This window comes from Allobaculum sp. JKK-2023 (assembly GCF_034745455.1).
In the GTDB taxonomy this organism is placed as follows: domain Bacteria; phylum Bacillota_I; class Bacilli_A; order Erysipelotrichales; family Erysipelotrichaceae; genus Allobaculum.
In genome coordinates this window covers 251,630-271,209 of record NZ_JAYERV010000003.1, presented here as the reverse complement: position 1 = coordinate 271,209, position 19,580 = coordinate 251,630, and the positions used below count along the sequence as shown (strand labels likewise).

13 protein-coding genes and 1 other annotated feature are annotated in these 19,580 nt (G+C 45.7%); of the genes, 8 read left to right on the top strand and 5 right to left on the bottom strand.

All coding sequences use genetic code 11. From position 1 onward, the window contains the following. Window positions 1-2: 2 nt before the first annotated feature. From U4956_RS01190 to tyrS, 3 genes are all read left to right on the top strand, one after another. Window positions 3-1,931 (top strand): beta-glucoside-specific PTS transporter subunit IIABC, encoded by a 1,929-nt coding sequence (locus U4956_RS01190; RefSeq protein ID WP_323088397.1) that lies wholly within the window; start codon window positions 3-5, stop codon window positions 1,929-1,931. A 158-nt stretch (window positions 1,932-2,089) separates the two neighbouring features. Next, the gene (locus U4956_RS01185) at window positions 2,090-3,532 is read left to right on the top strand and encodes a 6-phospho-beta-glucosidase (protein WP_323088395.1); all 1,443 of its coding nucleotides are present in this window, start codon (window positions 2,090-2,092) and stop codon (window positions 3,530-3,532) included. A gap of 192 nt (window positions 3,533-3,724) precedes the next feature. Further along, window positions 3,725-3,920: a binding site (T-box leader), on the top strand. Window positions 3,921-3,985: 65 nt separating this feature from the next. Beyond that, window positions 3,986-5,224, top strand: a complete 1,239-nt coding sequence (gene tyrS / locus U4956_RS01180; RefSeq protein ID WP_323088391.1) for a tyrosine--tRNA ligase — start codon at window positions 3,986-3,988, stop codon at window positions 5,222-5,224. A 527-nt stretch (window positions 5,225-5,751) separates the two neighbouring features. On the opposite strand, the gene aroE is transcribed toward tyrS, so the two are convergent. From aroE to U4956_RS01155, 5 genes are all read right to left on the bottom strand, one after another. After that, window positions 5,752-6,621 carry a shikimate dehydrogenase gene (aroE, locus tag U4956_RS01175; protein WP_323088390.1) on the bottom strand — a complete coding sequence of 290 codons (870 nt, stop codon included), beginning with the start codon at window positions 6,619-6,621 and terminating at the stop codon, window positions 5,752-5,754. A gap of 195 nt (window positions 6,622-6,816) precedes the next feature. After that, window positions 6,817-7,656, bottom strand: a complete 840-nt coding sequence (locus U4956_RS01170; RefSeq protein WP_323088388.1) for a shikimate kinase — start codon at window positions 7,654-7,656, stop codon at window positions 6,817-6,819. Between the two features lie 477 nt (window positions 7,657-8,133). After that, window positions 8,134-9,021 carry a quinate/shikimate dehydrogenase gene (locus U4956_RS01165; RefSeq protein ID WP_323088387.1) on the bottom strand — a complete coding sequence of 296 codons (888 nt, stop codon included), beginning with the start codon at window positions 9,019-9,021 and terminating at the stop codon, window positions 8,134-8,136. A 219-nt stretch (window positions 9,022-9,240) separates the two neighbouring features. Continuing rightward, window positions 9,241-11,214 (bottom strand): FAD-dependent oxidoreductase, encoded by a 1,974-nt coding sequence (locus U4956_RS01160; protein WP_323091427.1) that lies wholly within the window; start codon window positions 11,212-11,214, stop codon window positions 9,241-9,243. Between the two features lie 202 nt (window positions 11,215-11,416). After that, window positions 11,417-12,367: a LysR family transcriptional regulator gene (locus U4956_RS01155; RefSeq protein WP_323088385.1), complete on the bottom strand. Its 951-nt coding sequence runs from the start codon at window positions 12,365-12,367 to the stop codon at window positions 11,417-11,419. A 1,743-nt stretch (window positions 12,368-14,110) separates the two neighbouring features. Here U4956_RS01155 and U4956_RS01150 point away from each other — a divergent pair. From U4956_RS01150 to U4956_RS01130, 5 genes are all read left to right on the top strand, one after another. After that, entirely contained in the window at window positions 14,111-15,310 is a 1,200-nt protein-coding gene (locus U4956_RS01150; RefSeq protein WP_323088384.1) for an MFS transporter, read from the top strand. 164 nt (window positions 15,311-15,474) lie between these two features. Then, window positions 15,475-16,236: a type I 3-dehydroquinate dehydratase gene (gene aroD / locus U4956_RS01145; RefSeq protein WP_323088382.1), complete on the top strand. Its 762-nt coding sequence runs from the start codon at window positions 15,475-15,477 to the stop codon at window positions 16,234-16,236. 276 nt (window positions 16,237-16,512) lie between these two features. Then, window positions 16,513-17,106 carry a TRAP transporter small permease gene (locus U4956_RS01140; RefSeq protein ID WP_323088380.1) on the top strand — a complete coding sequence of 198 codons (594 nt, stop codon included), beginning with the start codon at window positions 16,513-16,515 and terminating at the stop codon, window positions 17,104-17,106. Next, window positions 17,103-18,392: a TRAP transporter large permease subunit gene (locus U4956_RS01135; protein ID WP_323088378.1), complete on the top strand. Its 1,290-nt coding sequence runs from the start codon at window positions 17,103-17,105 to the stop codon at window positions 18,390-18,392. The genes U4956_RS01140 and U4956_RS01135 overlap by 4 nt, the downstream gene beginning before the upstream one ends. Before the next feature lie 15 nt (window positions 18,393-18,407). After that, window positions 18,408-19,472 carry a TRAP transporter substrate-binding protein gene (locus U4956_RS01130; protein WP_323088377.1) on the top strand — a complete coding sequence of 355 codons (1,065 nt, stop codon included), beginning with the start codon at window positions 18,408-18,410 and terminating at the stop codon, window positions 19,470-19,472. Window positions 19,473-19,580: the final 108 nt, after the last annotated feature.

The following is a 19,580-nucleotide window of genomic DNA, read 5'->3' as shown; positions in this document are numbered from 1 at the left end:
TTATGAACTATCAGGAACTTGGCACCAGAATTCTGGACCTGGTTGGCGGCGAAAAAAACGTCACCGGTCTGACTCATTGCGCGACCCGGCTCCGCTTTAACCTGCAAGATGAAAGTCTTGCAAAAACCAACGAACTCAAAGAAACCCCTGGCGTTCTGGGCGTTGTCCAGAGCGGGGGACAGTATCAGGTGATCATCGGCAACGATGTCAATCATGTCTACAAACCAATTGCTCAGGCATGCAGGCTGGAAGAAAAAGGATCTGCTCCAGCCCCAGAAGAAAAGAAAGGTCTTGGCAGCCGTCTGATCGATACCATCACGGGTATTTTTACCCCGGTGCTTCCAGCCATTACGGCTGCTGGTATGCTCAAAGCTGTACTGGCTTTATGCAGCGCGTTTGGCTGGCTGAATACTTCCTCTGAAACTTATCAGATTATTAACTTCATGGCCGATGTAGCGTTTTACTTCCTGCCCATCCTGCTGGCCAATTCTGCAGCAAAGAAATTCAACTGCAACCCCTATATCGCTATGCTGTTAGGTGGTATTTTGCTACATCCAAATTTTGTATCGATGGTTGCTGCTGCCAAAGAAGCCCAGACAACCATCAGCTTTTTAGGGCTGCCTGTTTACAGTGCAACCTATTCAAGCTCGGTAATTCCAATCATTCTGATTGTCTTAGCCCAGAGCTACATTGAACCATTTGCGGATAAAATCAGTCCGAAAGCGATTAAGTTCTTCACCAAACCACTGATCACTGTTCTGGTGACTGGTCTGCTTGGTCTTCTGGTACTGGGTCCGATTGGTTATATCCTGGCTTCCTGGATTGCCGATGGCATCAACCTGCTCAATACATATGTAAGCTGGCTGGTTCCATTAGTGCTTGGTGGTCTGTTCCCGCTGTTAGTTATGACCGGAACACACTATGGAATCATCCCAATCGGCATCAACAACCGTATGACCACCGGTTTCGATACTATTGTTCACCCAGCTAACCTTTGTTCCAACATGGCACAGGGCGCGTCTTCCTTTGCGGTTGCGATGAAGACCAAAAAGCTGAAAGTTCGCGAACTGGGTTACTCCGCCGGGATCACGGCTGTGTGCGGAATTACTGAGCCTGCTTTATACGGAATCAACATGCGCTATAAAACACCGTTGATTGCTGCCTGCGTTGGTGGGGCCTGTGGTGGTCTGTATGTCGGTCTGATGGCTGTTCGCAACTATGCGGGGGGATCTCCAGGACTGATGACTCTGCCTGGCTACATTGGTGAACGTGGTTTTTATGATCTGATGCATGCCTGCATCGGGGCAGCCATTGCTTTTGTTGTCTCCTTTGCGGTTACTTTTGTACTGTTCAAAGACGAAAATGAAGGACTGAAAGCTGCAGCGGGAATGAAAACCAAAAAAGAAACTGAAAAAGAAGAACCCAAAGAAAAAGAGGCTGGAAGCACAAAAGCCTCTGGATCTATTCTCAATGAAACATCCGTAGAGATTGCCGCTCCAGTCAATGGAAAACTGGTTCCTTTAGCCGAAGTCAATGATCCAACGTTCGCCCAGGAAATCCTCGGCAAAGGCTTTGCGATGATTCCAGAAGATGGCCACTTTGTTTCTCCGATCAAAGGTGAAATTGTGATGGTCTTCAATACGGAGCATGCGATTGGCCTGCGCTCTGAAAATGGAGCGGAAATCCTGATTCATGTCGGCCTGGATACAGTCAATCTTGGCGGTAAACATTATCATGCGCTCGTAAAAGCGGGTGATAAAGTTGAAGTCGGTACTCCGATTCTGAATGTCGAACTCGATGAAGTCAAAAAAGCTGGCTATGACGTAATCACGCCGGTTCTTGTGACCAATATCAACGAATTCCCTGATGTTCTGGCCAGTGTGCCTGGCCAGGTGAAAGCCGGAGACGTTGCCGGACGGGCATTTCGTTAATTTTTCTTGCTGTCTGTGAGTCCTTGGCTCACAGACATTTTTAAAACCAGTTTCTACGCTGAATCAATGATGAATCAATAACGAATCCTTGACGATCCATTGAAAAGAACGCAGAAATAAACAATACACAACGATTAAAAAGAGAAAAGGATAAAAGTATGAGTTTTCCAAATGATTTTTTATGGGGCGGCGCAACGGCTGCCAATCAGGTTGAAGGCGGATGGAATGAAGGCGGTCGCGGGCTGGCCAATGTAGATGTCACACCCTGGGGAGCGGATCGCCGAAAGGTAATGAGTGGAACCGCAAATGCGCATGCTCTGGACCAGAATCATTTCTATCCTGGTCTGGAAGCAGTGGATTTTTATCACCATTATAAAGAAGACATTGCATTGTTTGCGCAGATGGGCTTCAAGGTCTTCCGGATGTCGATTGCCTGGAGCCGGATTTTCCCAAATGGCGATGAAGAAACACCAAATGAAGAAGGCCTGCAGTTTTATGAGGATGTCTTTAAAGAACTGCAAAAATACGGTATTGAACCACTGGTCACCATTACACATTTTGACTGCCCGATGCATCTGATTACGGAGTATGGCGGCTGGAAAAATCCGAAACTGATCGAATTTTACAAACGCCTCTGTACTGTGCTGTTCACGCGTTTTAAACCGTATGTAAAGTGGTGGCTGACATTCAATGAAATCAACATGATTTTACACCTGCCGTTTATGGGAGCAGGTCTGGAATTTGAAGAAGGAGAAGATCAGGAAAAGGCTAAATACCTGGCTGCTCACAATGAACTGCTCGCCAGTGCCTGGGCAGTAAAGATCGGTCATGAAATCAATCCTGAAAACAGGATTGGCTGCATGGTTGCGGCGGGAGAGTTTTATCCATATTGCTCAATGCCGGAAGATGTATTTCTGGCCAAGGAAAAGGAACGTGAAAACCTGCTGTTTATCGATGTGCAATCGAGAGGCGAGTATCCAAGATATGCCCAGAAGATGTTTGAAAGAATGGGACTGGATCTTGGAATGAGTCCTGACCAGGAAAACCTGCTCAAAGACAATACTGTTGATTTCATCAGCTTCTCCTACTATTCAACGCGCTGCGTTTCGACTCGTCCGGAGGCAGGAGAACAGGTGGGGAATGCTTTTAAAGGCGTCAGAAATCCTTATCTGAAAGCCAGTGACTGGGGCTGGGCGATTGATCCGCTGGGACTTCGCACGACGATGAATTCTCTGTATGATCTCTACCAGAAGCCATTATTTATCGTTGAAAACGGATTGGGCGCAACAGATGAACTGATCAAAGACGAAAATGGCGAATGGACAGTTGCGGATGATTACCGTATTGAATATCTCAAAGCGCATATTCAGGCGATGAAAGATGCTGTTGAGCTGGATGGCGTTCCTTTACTTGGCTATACTTCCTGGGGCTGTATTGACCTGGTCAGCGCTTCGACTGGTGAGATGAGCAAACGCTATGGTTTTATTTACGTCGACCGCGATGATCAAGGCAATGGAACACTCAAACGATACAAGAAAAAATCGTTTGACTGGTATAAGAAGGTCATCGCTTCCAATGGTGAGGACCTTTCGAACAACTGATCCACAATGGACTTGACGATCTTCGCTTCGATCGATTTTCCAATGGAAAATGAGCGAATTAAAAAATTGGCGGAGAAGGTCGATTCTGAACCAAAAGAGCGGGCAGCCTATTTTGCTTTCTTTTTTCAGGCAGAATTATCCGTCAAAATGCGAAGAGAGTTGATTAATGAATTCTCTACGTTATAATCGAGATCACAAGCGTTGAAGAGAAATAGTACACAGAACCCGTCTTTTTTCAGAGAAATGCCGGTCGGTGCAAGGCATAAAAGCGGACTGTCGAATACACCTTGGAGCTTTCCGATGGAACGTAATCCTGCGTTAAAGGAAAAGTGCATTAAACGAAGAAGTTTGATGAAGTAAGGTGGTACCGCGCATTGTCGTCCTTGACAGGCGCGGTTTTTCTTTTTATTCATCGTTTTTTAATAGAAATATGAAATTTGGAGGATAGAGACAATGAATTTTTACGATGAGCTCAAATGGAGAGGTCTGGTCAATGATGTCACCTCTCCCGATATCGAAGATGAAATCAACAATGGCGGACTGACTTTTTACATTGGTACTGACCCAACGGCTGATTCTTTACACATCGGCCATTACAGCTCGCTGCTGATGGCTAAACGTCTGGAACAGCACGGTCATCATCCACTGATGCTTGTTGGCGGCGCTACCGGATTTATTGGGGATCCAAAAGCGACTGGTGAGCGTAAAATGCTGACAAAAGAAGATCTTGAACACAACTTCAACGCTTTGCATAACCAGATTGACAAACTCTGGGGCTTTGAAATGGTCAATAACCTCGACTGGACCAAAGATCTGTCCATTATCGACTTCTTAAGGGACTATGGTAAATTCTTCAATGTCAACTATATGATCAACAAGGAAACTGTAAAACGTCGTCTGGAAACAGGTATTTCTTACACGGAATTCTCTTACATGATTTTGCAGGCTCTTGACTTCCTGCATCTGTTTGAAGATAAAAACTGCCGCATGCAGATCGGCGGCCAGGACCAGTGGGGCAACATCACTTCTGGTCTGGAACTGATCCGTAAAAAACATGGCGCTGAAACAAAAGTGTATGGTCTGACGATGCCGCTGATCACGAAAGCGGATGGAACCAAATTCGGTAAATCTGAAACTGGAACGGTATGGCTTGATCCTGCAAAAACTTCTCCATTCCAGATGTACCAGTTTCTGGTCAATACCGAAGACTCCAAAGTCATTGAATACCTTAAGAAACTGACTTTCCTGAGCGTGGAAGACATCATGGACTTAGAACGCGAAGTGGAAGAAAATGCAGGCGCCCGTAAAGCCCAGAAACGTCTGGCCGAAGAAGTTGTCCGTGATCTGCATGGTCAGGAGGCTCTCGATACTGCATTAAAGATCACCAGCGCTCTGTTTACTGGAAGCCTGCAGGATCTGAATGAAGAACAGCGTCGTCAGGCTGTAGCGGACATGGAAAAAATCGAACTGCCTGCTGGCAAGCTTGAAGATATTCTTGTTGGTGGCAAGATTGCTTCTTCCAAACGCGAAGCCCGTGAATGGACCAAAGGCAACGCTATTTCTCTCAACGGCGTCAAAGTAAACGATCCAGCCATGATGATCGACAAATCTCAGGCTTACGTTGATGACGTCATCCTGATCCGCCGCGGTAAAAAGAAAAACTACGCCATCGTTCTCAAAGAAGAAGCGTAGTCATCCTTCAACAAACAGACTGTCCGAAGCATCAGAATTGATCCTGTTCAATTCCAATCCAGATGGTTCAGCCCGAATCCTTCGATATTTCCAATATTGGATGGATCCGGGCTTTTTCAGCAGAAGAACATTGAAAACCGCACTGTAGAAAGCCAGATTATATAAATTCAGATTGCATAAATATGGAAAAGAATCAGAAACGCTGGGGGCACGGCCTTCATAAAGACGGCAGTGCATTCCCATAGCTCATAAAGTGGATGATTTTCATCTCATTTTTGCAGATGACTGACAGCTTGAGTCGTCTGTTTTAGATTGTTTCAGGATGAATTCGATTGTTGAGCCGGTTCGAGAGTCTGGTGGCAGAGAAGGAGGTTTTTATTGCCAATCCCACCACTTTTTTAGAGAAGCAGCAAATTTTTGAAAAATGAAGATACGAAAAGCTGCAGTAAGCTCTTCTTTCAAATGGAAGGATCTTACTGCAGCTTTGTTACATTGTGAATATGGCAAAATGGAGTTTTTGAACAGGATCAGTTCGAGAAATATTTTTCCTTGATGATCTCAACGGGCATATCCTGGCCGGTCCAGAGTTTGAAGGAAGCAGCGCCCTGGTAAAGAAGCATATACATGCCATTGGCTGTTTTGCATCCGGCTTGGCGGGCGTCTTTGAGCAGTTTTGTTTCCTGAGGGTTGTAGATGACATCGAAAACAAACAGATCTGGGCGAAGCAGGGAAGTGTCGGTGATCAGAGTCGCATCAGTATTTGGAGCCATACCGACGGAAGTTCCGTTAACCAGGATGGAACTGTTTTTGATCGCTTCAGCCAGTTCTTCTGGATGATCGAAGTCATGAACGATGACTTTGCATTTGGTGCGTTCGTTGAGTTTGGCCGCAATTTCTTCCAGACGAGGGAAGAAGGCATCGCGAACGTTGAACACATCAATCTGGTTCAGACCATCTAAAGCAGCCTGAACAAGAATCGCTGAAGCAGCACCGCCAGCTCCCAGCAGAGTCATGTTTTTGCCGATGATCTCAACACCGTTTTCTTCAACAGCACGCATGAAGCCAATGCCATCTGTGGTGTAGGCTGTCAGTCTGCCATTGTCATTAACGATGGTGTTGCAGGCGCCAGTGATTTCAGAAGCAGGGGAGACTTCATCAGCCAGTTTGCACATGATGTTTTTGCCAGGCATAGTGATGTTCCAGCCGCGGGCATGCATACGTTTGAGTCCTTCAACAGCAGCAGGCATTTCTTCTTCGGGCACATCAAAAGCGAGATATTTGTAGTCGAGGCCTAACTGATCGCAGGCTTCGTTATGCATGGCAGGTGAAATCGAGTGTTCAACAGGGCTGCCAAGTAGGCAGAGAAGGCCGGTATGGCCAGTAATTGGGACAGACATAATTTCCTTATTCCTTTCGGTTTTGGGTTCGTATCCCTCCAAATAGACGGATGGATGGGGGTGATGAAAGATTCATCAAAAAGAGTTGTGTATAATTGTAATTTGCGATCTGAAATAAAATCAATCCAGGAAGACTGGTCTTGTTTTATTCTGGTTTATTTTAGTTTGGCAGGGCTTCCTGCTGTTTTTTCTGACTTAAGCTTGGGCTGGCTGAACTTCTTCTGTTTTGACTGCTTCAGCCTTCGCCTGGGCTTCTTCGCGGAATGGCTGAATCTTGGCGATGATTTCTTCGCAGATTTCGTAAGCCGACTTCCCGTCAGTGTTGATGACGATATCAGCCGCTTTCAGATAGGCTGGCTCGCGGGCTTCCATAAGTTTAGTGATATGTTCAATGGTCTTGTTGTTTTCAAGCAGCGGACGGTCGTGGCTGGCCTGGACCCGATCGAGAATTGTATCTGGAGACGCTGTTAACAAAACGACTTTACCGCTCTTTTTCATTTCATCGACATTGACCTGACGCATGGCAGCTCCGCCTCCGCAGGAGATGATCTGGTTTTTCTTATTCTCGCATTCACGAAGCAGGTTGGTTTCTTCATTGCGGAAGTATTCTTCTCCATGAAGTTCGAAGATTTCCGAGATACTCATGCCATTGCGCTGGGCGATGATTTCATCCATTTCAATGACGTCCATCGCAAAGACTTCTTTTAAGGCTGCGGAAATGGTGCTCTTGCCCACGCCCATAAAGCCGATGAGAAAGACGTTAAGGTCGAACAGTTCGTGGGACTGGATCCGTTTGGACTGGTAGAGGATCCGGTCGTACACCTTCATGATGGATTTGCGGTATTGATAATCTTCAAGTTTCTTATTGAAGCTTTTCTTTTTGCGCTCTTCTTCCTGCGGCTGAACCGTCGGAATTCCATTTTCCTGTTTGTAGTTGACCAGTTCCTGAACGATCTGACAACGCATGCGAAGCATGTCAATAATGACTTCATCGCACATATAAAGGTCATTTCTGAGTTTTTCTAGTTTATCCATTCTATTTTTGCTTTCCTTTTAAATACGCGGGTTAAATACACGGGCTTCAATTAGTCCTGACTCTGAAAGATCACGATATTTCAAGACTTTTTTAAATGGCATTCAGTGTCTGGCAAAGCAAGCCCGATATTCAAGAAGTATAACCAGCATAGACAAAGACTGTAAAGAAATGTCGCTTCGCTTACATTTGTTTCAAGATGTTTTCAGCGGTTTCTGTTCGAAATTCCGGAATCATTTTGTCACAACGATCAGAAAACATGGAAACAAAGCGGCAAAAGCCCTAGGTTCAGACCAGGTAATCTTGGCTGAAGAAGGAGCAGAATGGCGTGAGCTGGTGATGGAAGGGCAGTTATATGTCGACAAGGTCGCAGATACACAATCAGGCTGAGAATGCTCTCAGCCTGATTGAAGTGTTCGATTGTGTGTTTTGGCAGGTTGTTGTCTAATCTGGATCGTCGTTTGATCTGGATCGTTGCCTTAGATGCCTAACTGTTCTTTCATGTAGTCCACTGGAGTGGATTTGCCTGTGTAAAGTTCAATGGCAATCAGTGCCTGGAAGAGCATCATGGAAAGACCATTGTAAACCTGTTTAACGCCGGCATCACGGGCCTGTTTCATCATGACGGTTTCTCTTGGGGCATAAACAGTATCCGTTACGATCAGGTCTGGTTTGAAGAAGGAGCCATCAGGAATGTTGGACAGATCTTCAAGTGGATGCATGCCAACGCCGGTTGCATCGCAGAAAATATCGGCTGCGTGCATTTTTTCTTTGAGCAGATCGAGATCAGCCAGGTCGTGCATTTCAGCTTTGCAGTCGGTGTTTTCGTTGATGATATTTACGATTTCTTCGCCGCGTGGATAGAATTTGTCTTTGATGTTGAAGATATCGATGGATCCAAGACCATCAAGTGCACCGCGAACCGCAATCGCTGTCGCCGCACCGCCAGTACCAATCAGAACCAGTTTCATGCCTTTGAAATCGATGCCTTCTTCTTTGATACCCTGCCAATAGCCCATGCCATCTGTGTTGTAGCCTTTCAGATAGCCGGTCACGTTGCCGTTTTCATCACGGGTGTTGACAACCGTGTTGATGGCGCCGCAAAGACGGGCTGCATCATCGACTTCATCAAGATATTGATGAACGACGGTTTTGTTTGGCATGGAGATGTTGGATCCCAGCATTTTTAAAGCCCGGATGGATTCAACAGCAGCTTCGAGAGAATCGTTGTCCACTTCAAAAGCGAGCTGGATAACATCATCGCCGTTTTTGTCATAGGCAAGATTATGAGTGGTCGGGGACTGGGAATGGCGGATTGGGTAAGCCATCAGGCCGACAAGTTCAGTGTGTCCAGTAATGTTTGGCATAGTGTTTTTCTCCTTCATAGATTTCCTGTTAGTTCAGGAAGCATGTTTGATGATTCTTAGATGGGGTTGCGCGTACATGGCTTTGGAAGGCTGTAAAGCGCAAGCCGTATTTTCAGCTTGAATTTTCCCTGCAAGACTGCCCGGACTGATTTGAGCGATAGCCCGGACAGCCAAGAAGGGGGATTTATTCGTTAGAGAGTAAAGATAGAACTCAGAAAATTAGTGCGCAGAGATTGGGTCAAGATCGATGAATCCTTTGCTTTCAAGAACATTCAGGATTGCCCGGCCATCCATGGTTCCTTCCATGATTCTTCTTGCCCGGATGGAATCACCGATTGGATAGACGGTTACACCTTCTGGTTCGAATGCGGCTTTAACCTGATCGAGGACAGGGTTGTTGGAACGCATGCCCAGGCAGTTGAAACCATAGTCAAATGGGATATCGATGATTTCACCATCTGGAGTTTTTACGGTGAACGCATCGGGTTTGACTTCCTGTAAAGCTGTGTTGACGTATTCTTTGACCCCGTACTGATCGAAAGTTTCGCGCATCGAGCATTTGGTGATTGGGTCAGCTAACATACCGATAGCTGGAAGCATATCGATGATTGTGCAGTGAGCACCGCGTGGAGCAAAGTATTCAACCACGTCAAGCCCAACGGATCCGCCGCCGACAACCACAACGTTTTTGCCTTCACATTTTTCATCTGGGTATTCGCCATTGTTTACAGCGTTGATCATGCCAAAGATATCCTGAACATGACCATCAGCTACGTTTTCACGCAGACCTTTGATTGGCGGGCATACAGGGACAGAACCCGTTGCGTTGACGATGATGTCTGGTTTGAACTGACGGATCTTGTCGACAGTTGCTTCTGTATTTAAGAACAGATACAGGTTGTCAAGACGTTTAGCCCGTTCTTCGAGGTATTTTGGGAAGTCTTTCATACGGGTCTTGCTTGGCAGATCCGAAATGAAGGTGGACAGGCCGCCAACATGGTCATTCTTTTCAAGAACAAAGACGTTGCATCCAACTTCAGCAGCTGTGCAGGCCGCTTCAAGACCAGCGGTACCCGCACCGATGACAACGACGTTGCAGTTTTTGTTAACGTGCAGTTTCTTATACAGATCGCCTTCTGGAACGGCTGGGTTTACGGTGCATCGAATTGGACGGTTGACACCAATGCGGTTGCCGGCGCAGCCAACGTTGCAGGAAATACATTTACGGATAATGGCTTCATCGCCATTTTCGACTTTGTTGACCCAGTCCGGATCCGCAATCAGCCCACGGCCCATGCCGACGATATCCACGTCGCCGCTTTCCAGGATTTCTTCAACAATTTTTGGATCGCGGTAGTTTCCGGCATTCATGACTGGTTTGCCGAATTTGTCTTTGACAGCTCTTGCCATGTAATGACGCCAGCCATCTGGTAAGAAGTTGGAGTCGATCTGATACTGCAGCGATGGATTCAGACCGCAGGAAACATCGTACATATCAACGAATTCGTCGATGTATTCCAGATAGTTCAGTGTATCTTCCAGTGTGTTTCCGCCTGGAACGCGCTCTTCTGCTGAGATTCGCACGATAATGGGGAAGAATGGTCCAACACGTTTTCTGACTTCTTCAAGAACCATACGCGGGAAGCGCATGCGGTTTTCCATGGATCCGCCAAATTCATCAGTGCGTTTGTTGTAGTAAGGAGAAATGAACTGGGACAGCAGGTAGGAGTGGCCGCAATGTAATTCAACCGCATCAAATCCGATATCCTGGGCACGTTTGGCTGCATCACCGAATTTTTTAACGGTGTGTTCGATTTCTTCGCGAGTCATTGGACGGGGAGTTTCGCCGCCGACTTTGGTTGGAATATTCGAAGAGGAAACAGTTTCCATACCGGTTCTGGCGCTGGAAGCAGAAGCCCCTGCATGGTTGATCTGGATGGCTACAGTTGTTCCGGATTTATGCAGAGTTTCAACAAGCTGATAGAAACGGGGCATGAAGCTGTCGTGGTCAATGCGGATCTGGCTGGTTCCATTGGAGCCGACTGGATATTCCACGTTGGCATTTTCCAGAATGATCAGACCGGTTCCGCCTTTGGCCCGCAGATTATAGTAGTTCATGTGCCGGTTGCTCATTTCGCCGCTGGTTTCACCATAGTTGGTGCCCATTGGAGTCATGGCAATCCGGTTTTTGATGGTCGTACGTTAGTTGGTGCCCATTGGAGTCATGGCAATCCGGTTTTTGATGGTCGTACGTTTGATTGTGAGTGGCTCAAAAATCTTTGGATATTCTGTTTTCATGTGTTCACCTTTTCGATTTGTTATCGATGCGAAACAGAGTGTTCGCAAATGTATCAATCCAAAGGATGACCCGCTCTTTTTGTTTGTGACGCTTCAATCATAAATCAAACGAATCGTAGTGAATAATATCTTTTAAGTAAACTTTTGATGTGCTGTCGCTATCAATCTGGCTGTAAGTGAGTTCTTTCATATACGCAATGAAACGTTCAACGACCGGAAGCTGTTCACGATCTTTCATCCAGAACATATAAATCTGATGAGCCAGGTTGTAGCCTTTGATGGAATGGACATTGATGCCGACAAATTCATCCAGGGTGTCGGTGCGTGGAATTAAGGCAATGCCGAAGTTTTCGCGCACCAGCGAGAGAATCGTGTATTCATCCGGACATTCCACGACGATCTCTGGGTTGACGTTGAATTCCTCATACAATGCCAGGGTGTGGATGCCCATCCAGGACTGGCGATCATAGCCGATAATGGGATGCCTGGCATATTCTTCAATGGAAATCTCGTTCTGATTGGCTAACGGGTGGTTTTTTGGAGTGATAATGACAAACTCCTGGGTTTCAACTGGAAAGTAGTTCAGATCGGTTTTATCGGTATACCCGCCAAAGCCGACATCGAGGTTTCCGGACTCGATGCGCTTCATGATTGCCGGCGTGTGGCTTTGCCAGAAGCTGAACTTGATCGATTCATTGCCCGGCAGATCCAGAAAAGAACGGACGCGGTGAGGGATGAAGCGTCCAGCCAGCGGGAAAATGTAGCCGATGTCGATTTTGCCCCCGCCCCTGGACATTTCAATCATGCGGGACTCTACATCTCTGCAGGCATTGACGATCTGAATCGCCTTTTCATAAAAGATCCTGCCGGCTTTCGTCAGAATGACGCCGCGCCCTTTCTTGTCAAACAGACTGATTCCTAATTCTTCTTCTAAAGAAGCAATGGACCTGGACAGGGAAGGCTGGCTGACATGCAGTGTTTCACTGGCGGCTCTGTAGTTTTCGAATTCTGCAACTTTGCAGAAGTATTGCAGCTGGTTTAAGGTCATAAGAATTCCTCTTTCTTGTCTATTTCTCTTTCTTGTCTATTTCTCTTTCTTGTCTATTTCTCTTTCTTGTCTATTTCTCTTTCTTGTCTATTTCTCTTTCTTGTCTATTTCTCTTTCTTGTCTATTTCTCTTTCTTGTCTATTTCTCTTTCTTGTCTATTTCTCTTTCTTGTCTATTTCTCTTTCTTGTCTATTTCTCTTTCTTGTCTATTTCTCTTTCTTGTCTATTTCTCTTTCTTGTCTATTTCTCTTTCTTGTCTATTTCTCTTTCTTGTCTATTTCTCTTTCTTGTCTATTTCTCTTTCTTGTCTATTTCTCTTTCTTGTCTATTTCTCTTTCTTGTCTATTTCTCTTTCTTGTCTATTTCTCTTTCTTGTCTATTTCTCTTTCTTGTCTATTTCTCTTTCTTGTCTATTTCTCTTTCTTGTCTATTTCTCTTTCTTGTCTATTTCTCTTTCTTGTCTATTTCTCTTTCTTGTCTATTTCTCTTTCTTGTCTATTTCTCTTTCTTGTCTATTTCTCTTTCTTGTCTATTTCTCTTTCTTGTCTATTTCTCTTTCTTGTCTATTTCTCTTTCTTGTCTATTTCTCTTTCTTGTCTATTTCTCTTTCTTGTCTATTTCTCTTTCTTGTCTATTTCTCTTTCTTGTCTATTTCTCTTTCTTGTCTATTTCTCTTTCTTGTCTATTTCTCTTTCTTGTCTATTTCTCTTTTGCTTATTTTTTTTGATGCCTTTTTAATATCTTCGATGCTTTTGTAGCTCACCATCTGTTCGGGCTTTTAGCTTTTAGTTTCCGGAATCCTGGTTTTTAAGATGTGTGCGTCCTTTTCTGCCTTTTACGCATTCAAAAGCAGGTGGGTCTGGGACGTCCTGATATTTCTCTTCAAAATCCATCCTTTATTGGATCTGGTATTGGATCTGGAGGAATTCCAAATCTATGTATCTATGTCTCTGTATTCATACCAGATGTGCGGTCGATCTTTCGGCTGGATTCAGGCTTTGCCAAGAGCGGCCATGACAGAGTCGTTTTGGGAAAGTTTTCGGGCAGGTCGTTTTTCGAAGAAAAAGCCACCTGAAAATCTGCCCCCTTTTTGCCCAGATTGATTCAAATCAGATGCCTGAATGCTATGAGTGGCAAAAAATAGGCGATAGGGATTCTGCCGCTTCCAGTCTTACTTTCTTATTTTTTATATTCGAAATTGTTTTCAGGATCGCGAAGGAAAGAATCAAAACCCGGTTCCGGTCCGGAAAATACAGAACTTCATACGACAGGCAAAGATACCCATCCAAATTGCAAAGAAGTTTGGACGGGTCATTGACCTGACTTTAGAGGTTAAGAAACAGACCGGTCCAGGAGTTAAAAACATCATTTCCAAATATGGCAAGACATATGGCAAGACTTGATTTTGAATCTCCAAAAGGCAAAAAACACTAGAGCAGATTTTGAAATTTATCTTCAACAATAAAACCCATAACATTCACCAAAAGTTAAATTTGCTTGTGAATTCACAAATTAGATAGTAAAAATGCATAAAACCCGTTCATATATAAGGAAAATATAAATCAGGAATTGCCAAATTGATAGAAAAATCGTATCAATTTCGAAGAAAAACGGTATTAGACCTGAGTTTGTGAAGTATATATCATGAACATGTAAACGCCACCGGCGTCAGGAGAGTCCGCTGCTTTTTGTTTGTGACGATTCAAAATGCGATTTGAGCCTCCTAAAAAAGAAAGGAAATTTATGAAAAAAAAGTATTTGCCAGCACTGCTGATCATGTACCTGAATTATTTCATCCACGGTATCGGATGTTCGATTCTTGGACAGGCAGTCATTAAAGAAGCCCTTGGTGCGGCATGGGGTGTTGAAGCCATGTCGATCACAGCCATCTCCGCTGCTCTTGGTTTAGGCCGACTGGTTGCCCTGCCATTTGCCGGACCACTTTCCGATAAACTCGGCCGTAAGATTTCGATCGCCATCGGATCGGCCTCCTATGCGATCTATCTGATCGGTCTTGCCCTGGCTTTCAATGCCGGTGCAAACGGTGGTTATTCCATCGCTTATGTCTGCGCTGTGATCGGTGGTATTGCCAACTCCTTTTTGGATACAGGGATTTATCCGGGCCTTGCTGAAATCTGGTACAAAGCCCCTTCCATTGCCACAATGGGAATTAAATTATTCATCTCCATTGCCCAGATGATTCTGCCATTCATCTTAGGTATGACTGTGGCGACAACGGCTTCCGGCCTTGTTTCCTATAATCATCTGTTCTACATCTGCGGTATCGCTTATGTTGTCCTGCTGGTGCTGATCCTGATCGTTCCGGTTCCTGGTTCTGAAAAAGGTGACAATGCGAAAAAAGAAGGTCTTATTTCTTCTTTAAAGACAACCCACTTCTCTTTAGAGTCCATCGCTATGATCCTGATCGGCTTTACCTGCACAGGTACTTTCCAGTTATGGCTCAACTGTGCGCAGAACTTTGCCACGTCGGTAGCTGGCTGGGAAAACCCATCCATCATGCAGACCTGGTATTCAGCCGGCACCCTGATTGCGCTGGTTGTGACAGCCATCCTGACTCGTAAGATTAAAGATGTACGTTTCATCCTGTTTTACCCAGTGATCTGCCTGGCGACTTTAATTCTTGTTCTGATTATGCCAAGTCAGGCCATGATGATTATCGGTTCCTTTGCCATTGGCTGGGCTGGTGCCGGCGGACTGTTACAGATCGTTACTTCTGTTTGCAACATGATCTTCCCGAAAATCAAAGGAACGGTTACCGCACTGGTTATGATTGCTTCCTCTCTTTGCAACTACACCATCCTGACGGCAGCTTCCAGCATGACTCCTTCGGGCGTTATGGTCATGAATATCGTATTAACTGCCATTGGTGTGGCGCTTGGTCTGTTTGTGAACATGCGTTACTCCAAAATGGTTTCTGAATAATCGTAAAAATCGGCCGGCTGTCTGATCTTCCCGGATAGATTGAGGATACGGATCCACCCGGTCACAGTCTGACCGGCTCAGGGTCCACAATGTGACAGCTAGGCCATAAAAAAAAGATTGAAAACAGGGATGAGGCTTCATCCCCGGAAAGGAAAAAGGATACTATGAATCCAGTAAAAGTACGGGATCTTGAAATCGGATCCGGCAAACCAAAAATCATTGTTCCAATCGTTGGCGTCACCAAAGAAGATATCGTCAATGAAGCCAGAACATTTGGTGATCTGCCGCTTGATGTCGTTGAATGGCGTGTTGACTGGTTTGAAGGCAGCGATGACTTCAGCCAGGTCAAAGAGGTTCTCGAAGGCCTTCGTGAAGCTTTAGGCAACACTCCAATTCTGATGACTTTCCGTACGTCTAAAGAAGGCGGCGAAAAGCCAATCGAAATGGCAGACTACATTGCTCTCAATGTCAATGCAGCGAAAACCGGCCTGGTTGACCTGGTTGATGTTGAAGCCTTCAGCGGGGATGACGTGGTCAGAGAAATCATCGAAGGCGCCCATGCTAACAACGTGAAAGTCGTCGCTTCCAATCACGATTTCCACAAAACTCCTTCCAAATCCGATATCGTTTACCGTCTGCGCAAAATGCAGGATCTTGGCGCCGATATTCCAAAGATTGCTGTAATGCCGCAGAGTACAAAAGACGTTCTGACTTTGCTTGCAGCCGCTGAAGAAATGGCCAGCGATTTTGCGGATCGTCCAATCATTACTATGTCCATGGGCCCAAAAGGCGTGATCAGCCGTCTGGCCGGTGAAGCTTTTGGTTCCAGCATGACTTTCGGTGCAGCCAAAAAAGCTTCTGCTCCAGGTCAGATGGGTGTACTGGATCTGGATGTTGTTCTTGAAGACATTCACAACGCGATGTAAGAAAACAGAATGGTTTCCACAGGACAGATCTGCTCGTCTTGTCTTGTGGTGACTTCAAAGGCCAGTCCATTTTCGGAGCTGGCCTTTTTTGGATCGGAAGCAGGATAGGCAGGAAATAATTGTCCAAAGCAGACATCAAAACCCATACAATTCCGTGTAGTTTCACAAATTGCTGGGCAAAATGAAGGCCAGTACTGCTATCATCGATTTAGAATGATTTATTTTTGGCTTGGCCTGCTCTGGTCAGGCAGAAGAAAAAAGAAAGGATGAAATTCCATGAAAAAGATCTGGAACTGGCTGGATGCTTATCTGGAAGAGTCGCTGCTGTGTGTCTTTCTGGCGGCGATGACTCTCATTATGGGTATCCAGGTCTTTTCCCGCTATGTTTTGCAGACATCATTGTCCTGGTCTGAGGAACTGACGCGCTACCTGTTTATCTGGAGCGGGTTTTTAAGTGTCAGCTATTGCACGAAATACTGTATTTCCATCAAGATTGAGCAGTTTGCAGCTTCTTTAAGCAGACACAGTCGTGCTGTTCTTAAAGTCATCAACCACACCATTGAGCTGGCGTTTGTTGTGTACATGATTCCATTTGCGTGGAGCTTTCTGATGTCCTCTGTTCACAATGGTCAGGTTTCACCAGCCTGCGGGCTGCCGATGTACTACGTGCAGGCGGCGCCTTTTGTTTCGTTTGTACTCGTTGCTTTCCGGATTCTGCAAAGATGGATCATTGAATTTCGCATCATGCTCGGTCAGAACGTATATGATCCGGCTCATCCGGAAAGAAATACGGAAGAATCCTTCATTGAAGCCAACAGTGTAGAAAATGAACCCAAGAAATATTCGAAAAAAGGAGGGCATAACAAATGAATGTACTGTTGTTATTTGTCATTTTTGCCCTGCTGTTAATCATTGCCATTCCAGTTTCCATTTCGCTTGGCATCACTTCAGTATTGCCATCCATTGTTGATCCTTCATTTACCGTTGGAGCTAAGTACCTGATCCGGGCGATGTTTGGCGGCCTGGATTCCTTCCCGCTGCTGGCTGTTCCAATGTTTGTCTTATCCGGAATCATCATGGCCAAAGGTGGAATTTCCAAACGTCTGTTTGATGTCTTTGCTTACTTCTTAGGCAAGCTGCCCGCCGGCATGCCGTGCGCGGTGATTGTGACCTGCCTGTTTTATGGGGCGATCTCCGGATCCGGTCCCGCTACAGTGGCAGCAGTTGGATCGATGACCATTCCCATCCTGACCTCGCTTGGGTATGATCTAGTCTTCTGTTCCTCCATTGTTGCGGTAGCGGGAGGCCTTGGGGTCATTATTCCGCCAAGCATTCCATTTATCATGTATGGCATGGCTTCCGGGGCTTCGGTCAGCGATCTGTTTTTAGCGGGTATCGTTCCTGGCATCCTGATCGCACTTCTGTTAATGGGCTATGCGATTTTCCATTGCCATAAATATGGAGAAGACAAGGAAAAGATCAATAAAGAAGTTCAGGCTCTCCATGATAAAGGCCTGCTTCAGGTACTAAAGGAAAGTTTTTTCGCCCTGCTTTCACCAGTCATCATTCTGGGATGCATTTATACCGGGGTTGCTTCACCAACTGAAGCTGCAGTAATTTCGGTCTTCTACGCTTTGATCATCAGTATGTTCGTTTACAAGAGCATCAAGGTCAATGAGATCGTCAAAATCATGGTGGAAGCCCTGCGTACCTATACACCGATCTTGTTTATCCTGGCTGCATCCACAGCGTTCTCCCGCGTATTGACCTTGATGCATGTGCCGCAGGTGGTTTCGGAAATGATCATGAATAACTTCCACAGTCCGGTGATCATCCTGTTGATTATCAACATCTTCCTGTTGATTGTTGGCATGGTCATGGATACAACGCCAGCCATTCTGATCCTGACGCCAATCCTGCTGCCGATCGTGCAGGCTATTGGCATGAGTCCAATTCAGTTTGGTGTCATCATGGTTGTCAATCTGGCCATTGGGTTTGTCACTCCGCCAATTGGTGTCAACTTGTTTGTGGCCAGTTCCCTGACGGATGTGCCGCTGATGAAGATTTCCCAAAAAGCTATGCCGATGATCGGCCTGTTTTTGGTGGCGCTGCTTCTGATTACGTTTATTCCAGCGATTTCGCTGTGCCTTCTGTAGAAAGGGGAGCTTGTTGTGAAATTTGAATCCTCAAAGAAAATAAAAGATGTCCCTGTACAGAAAAGAAGAAGATGGCTTCAAAAAGGCTTTGCAGGCGTGGTTTGCGGATTTGTCCTGGCCGGATCATTGCTTTGCGGCTGCTCTTTTGATGAGGACACGCAAACCTTTGCCTGGCCGCTGGCAACGGCTTCACCAGAAGATACGGTCACCCAGATTTATGCAGAAACCTTTGCTTCGGAAGTGAACCGCTTAAGCGATGGCCGTATGAAAATTGAAGTCTATCCCAACTCCACTCTGGGCGGGGATCGGGACCTGCTGGAATCCTGTGTGGATGGGGATATTCCCTTTGTTGTTCAGAATACAGCCCCACAGGTGACGTTCATGAAAGATCTGGCTGTCTTCGATTTGCCTTGTGTCTTTGATAATCTGGAAGATCTGCGCGTGCGCATTGATGATCCCAACTTCCATGAAGAAATTGATTCCGTCTATACCAATGGTGGGTATCATCTGCTTGGCATTGCCGATCAGGGCTTTCGCGTGATGTCGACCAATAAAGCCGTCCATTCCATTTCTGATTTCAGAGGCCAGAAAATCCGGACAATGGAAAATCCGTATCATCTGGCCTTCTGGAAAGCGATCGGCGCGGCGCCAACACCAATGTCTTTTTCGGAAGTGTATATTGGCCTGCAGCAACACACGATTGATGCCCAGGAAAACCCCTATGAAGTGATCGTCTCCAACCGGCTGTATGAGCAGCAGGATTATGTGGTGGAAACCAACCATCTGCCGCATTTGATCACCCTGATTGTCAATGACAAGTTCTATCAGGATCTTTCTGATGAAGATCGAAAGATTCTCGATGAAGCAGCTTCGATTGCCACTGAATACGCCCGCGAAATGTCCGATGAGCGGATTGATGAGAAGATTGAAGAAATCGAAAACAGTGGAACGCAGATCATCGAGCTGGATCCTGAAACCCGAGATGAAATCCGCCATAAGGCTTCAAGTGTTTACAGTCAGATCGAACAGGCGATTGATCCCGATATTTACCAGGCGTATACGGCCGGCGTTGTGGATTGATGGCCTCCTGTCTGGTTGAATTGTCAAAGATAACCTGATCAATGACAATTTGTTCCCTTCGTTAAATGAGGTTGTTTTATCCCTGATAGGATAAAACGGTTACATCCC

What these genes read in the sequence shown, in the direction of transcription:
- aroE (WP_323088390.1), bottom strand. Translation starts at nt 6,621, where the DNA reads ATGTCTGTCCCAATTACTGGCCATACCGGCCTTCTCTGCCTACTTGGC.
- U4956_RS01185 (WP_323088395.1), top strand. Translation starts at nt 2,090, where the DNA reads ATGAGTTTTCCAAATGATTTTTTATGGGGCGGCGCAACGGCTGCCAAT.
- U4956_RS01155 (WP_323088385.1), bottom strand. Translation starts at nt 12,367, where the DNA reads ATGACCTTAAACCAGCTGCAATACTTCTGCAAAGTTGCAGAATTCGAA.
- U4956_RS01140 (WP_323088380.1), top strand. Translation starts at nt 16,513, where the DNA reads ATGAAAAAGATCTGGAACTGGCTGGATGCTTATCTGGAAGAGTCGCTG.
- U4956_RS01135 (WP_323088378.1), top strand. Translation starts at nt 17,103, where the DNA reads ATGAATGTACTGTTGTTATTTGTCATTTTTGCCCTGCTGTTAATCATT.
- tyrS (WP_323088391.1), top strand. Translation starts at nt 3,986, where the DNA reads ATGAATTTTTACGATGAGCTCAAATGGAGAGGTCTGGTCAATGATGTC.
- U4956_RS01150 (WP_323088384.1), top strand. Translation starts at nt 14,111, where the DNA reads ATGAAAAAAAAGTATTTGCCAGCACTGCTGATCATGTACCTGAATTAT.
- U4956_RS01165 (WP_323088387.1), bottom strand. Translation starts at nt 9,021, where the DNA reads ATGCCAAACATTACTGGACACACTGAACTTGTCGGCCTGATGGCTTAC.
- U4956_RS01170 (WP_323088388.1), bottom strand. Translation starts at nt 7,656, where the DNA reads ATGGATAAACTAGAAAAACTCAGAAATGACCTTTATATGTGCGATGAA.
- U4956_RS01190 (WP_323088397.1), top strand. Translation starts at nt 3, where the DNA reads ATGAACTATCAGGAACTTGGCACCAGAATTCTGGACCTGGTTGGCGGC.
- aroD (WP_323088382.1), top strand. Translation starts at nt 15,475, where the DNA reads ATGAATCCAGTAAAAGTACGGGATCTTGAAATCGGATCCGGCAAACCA.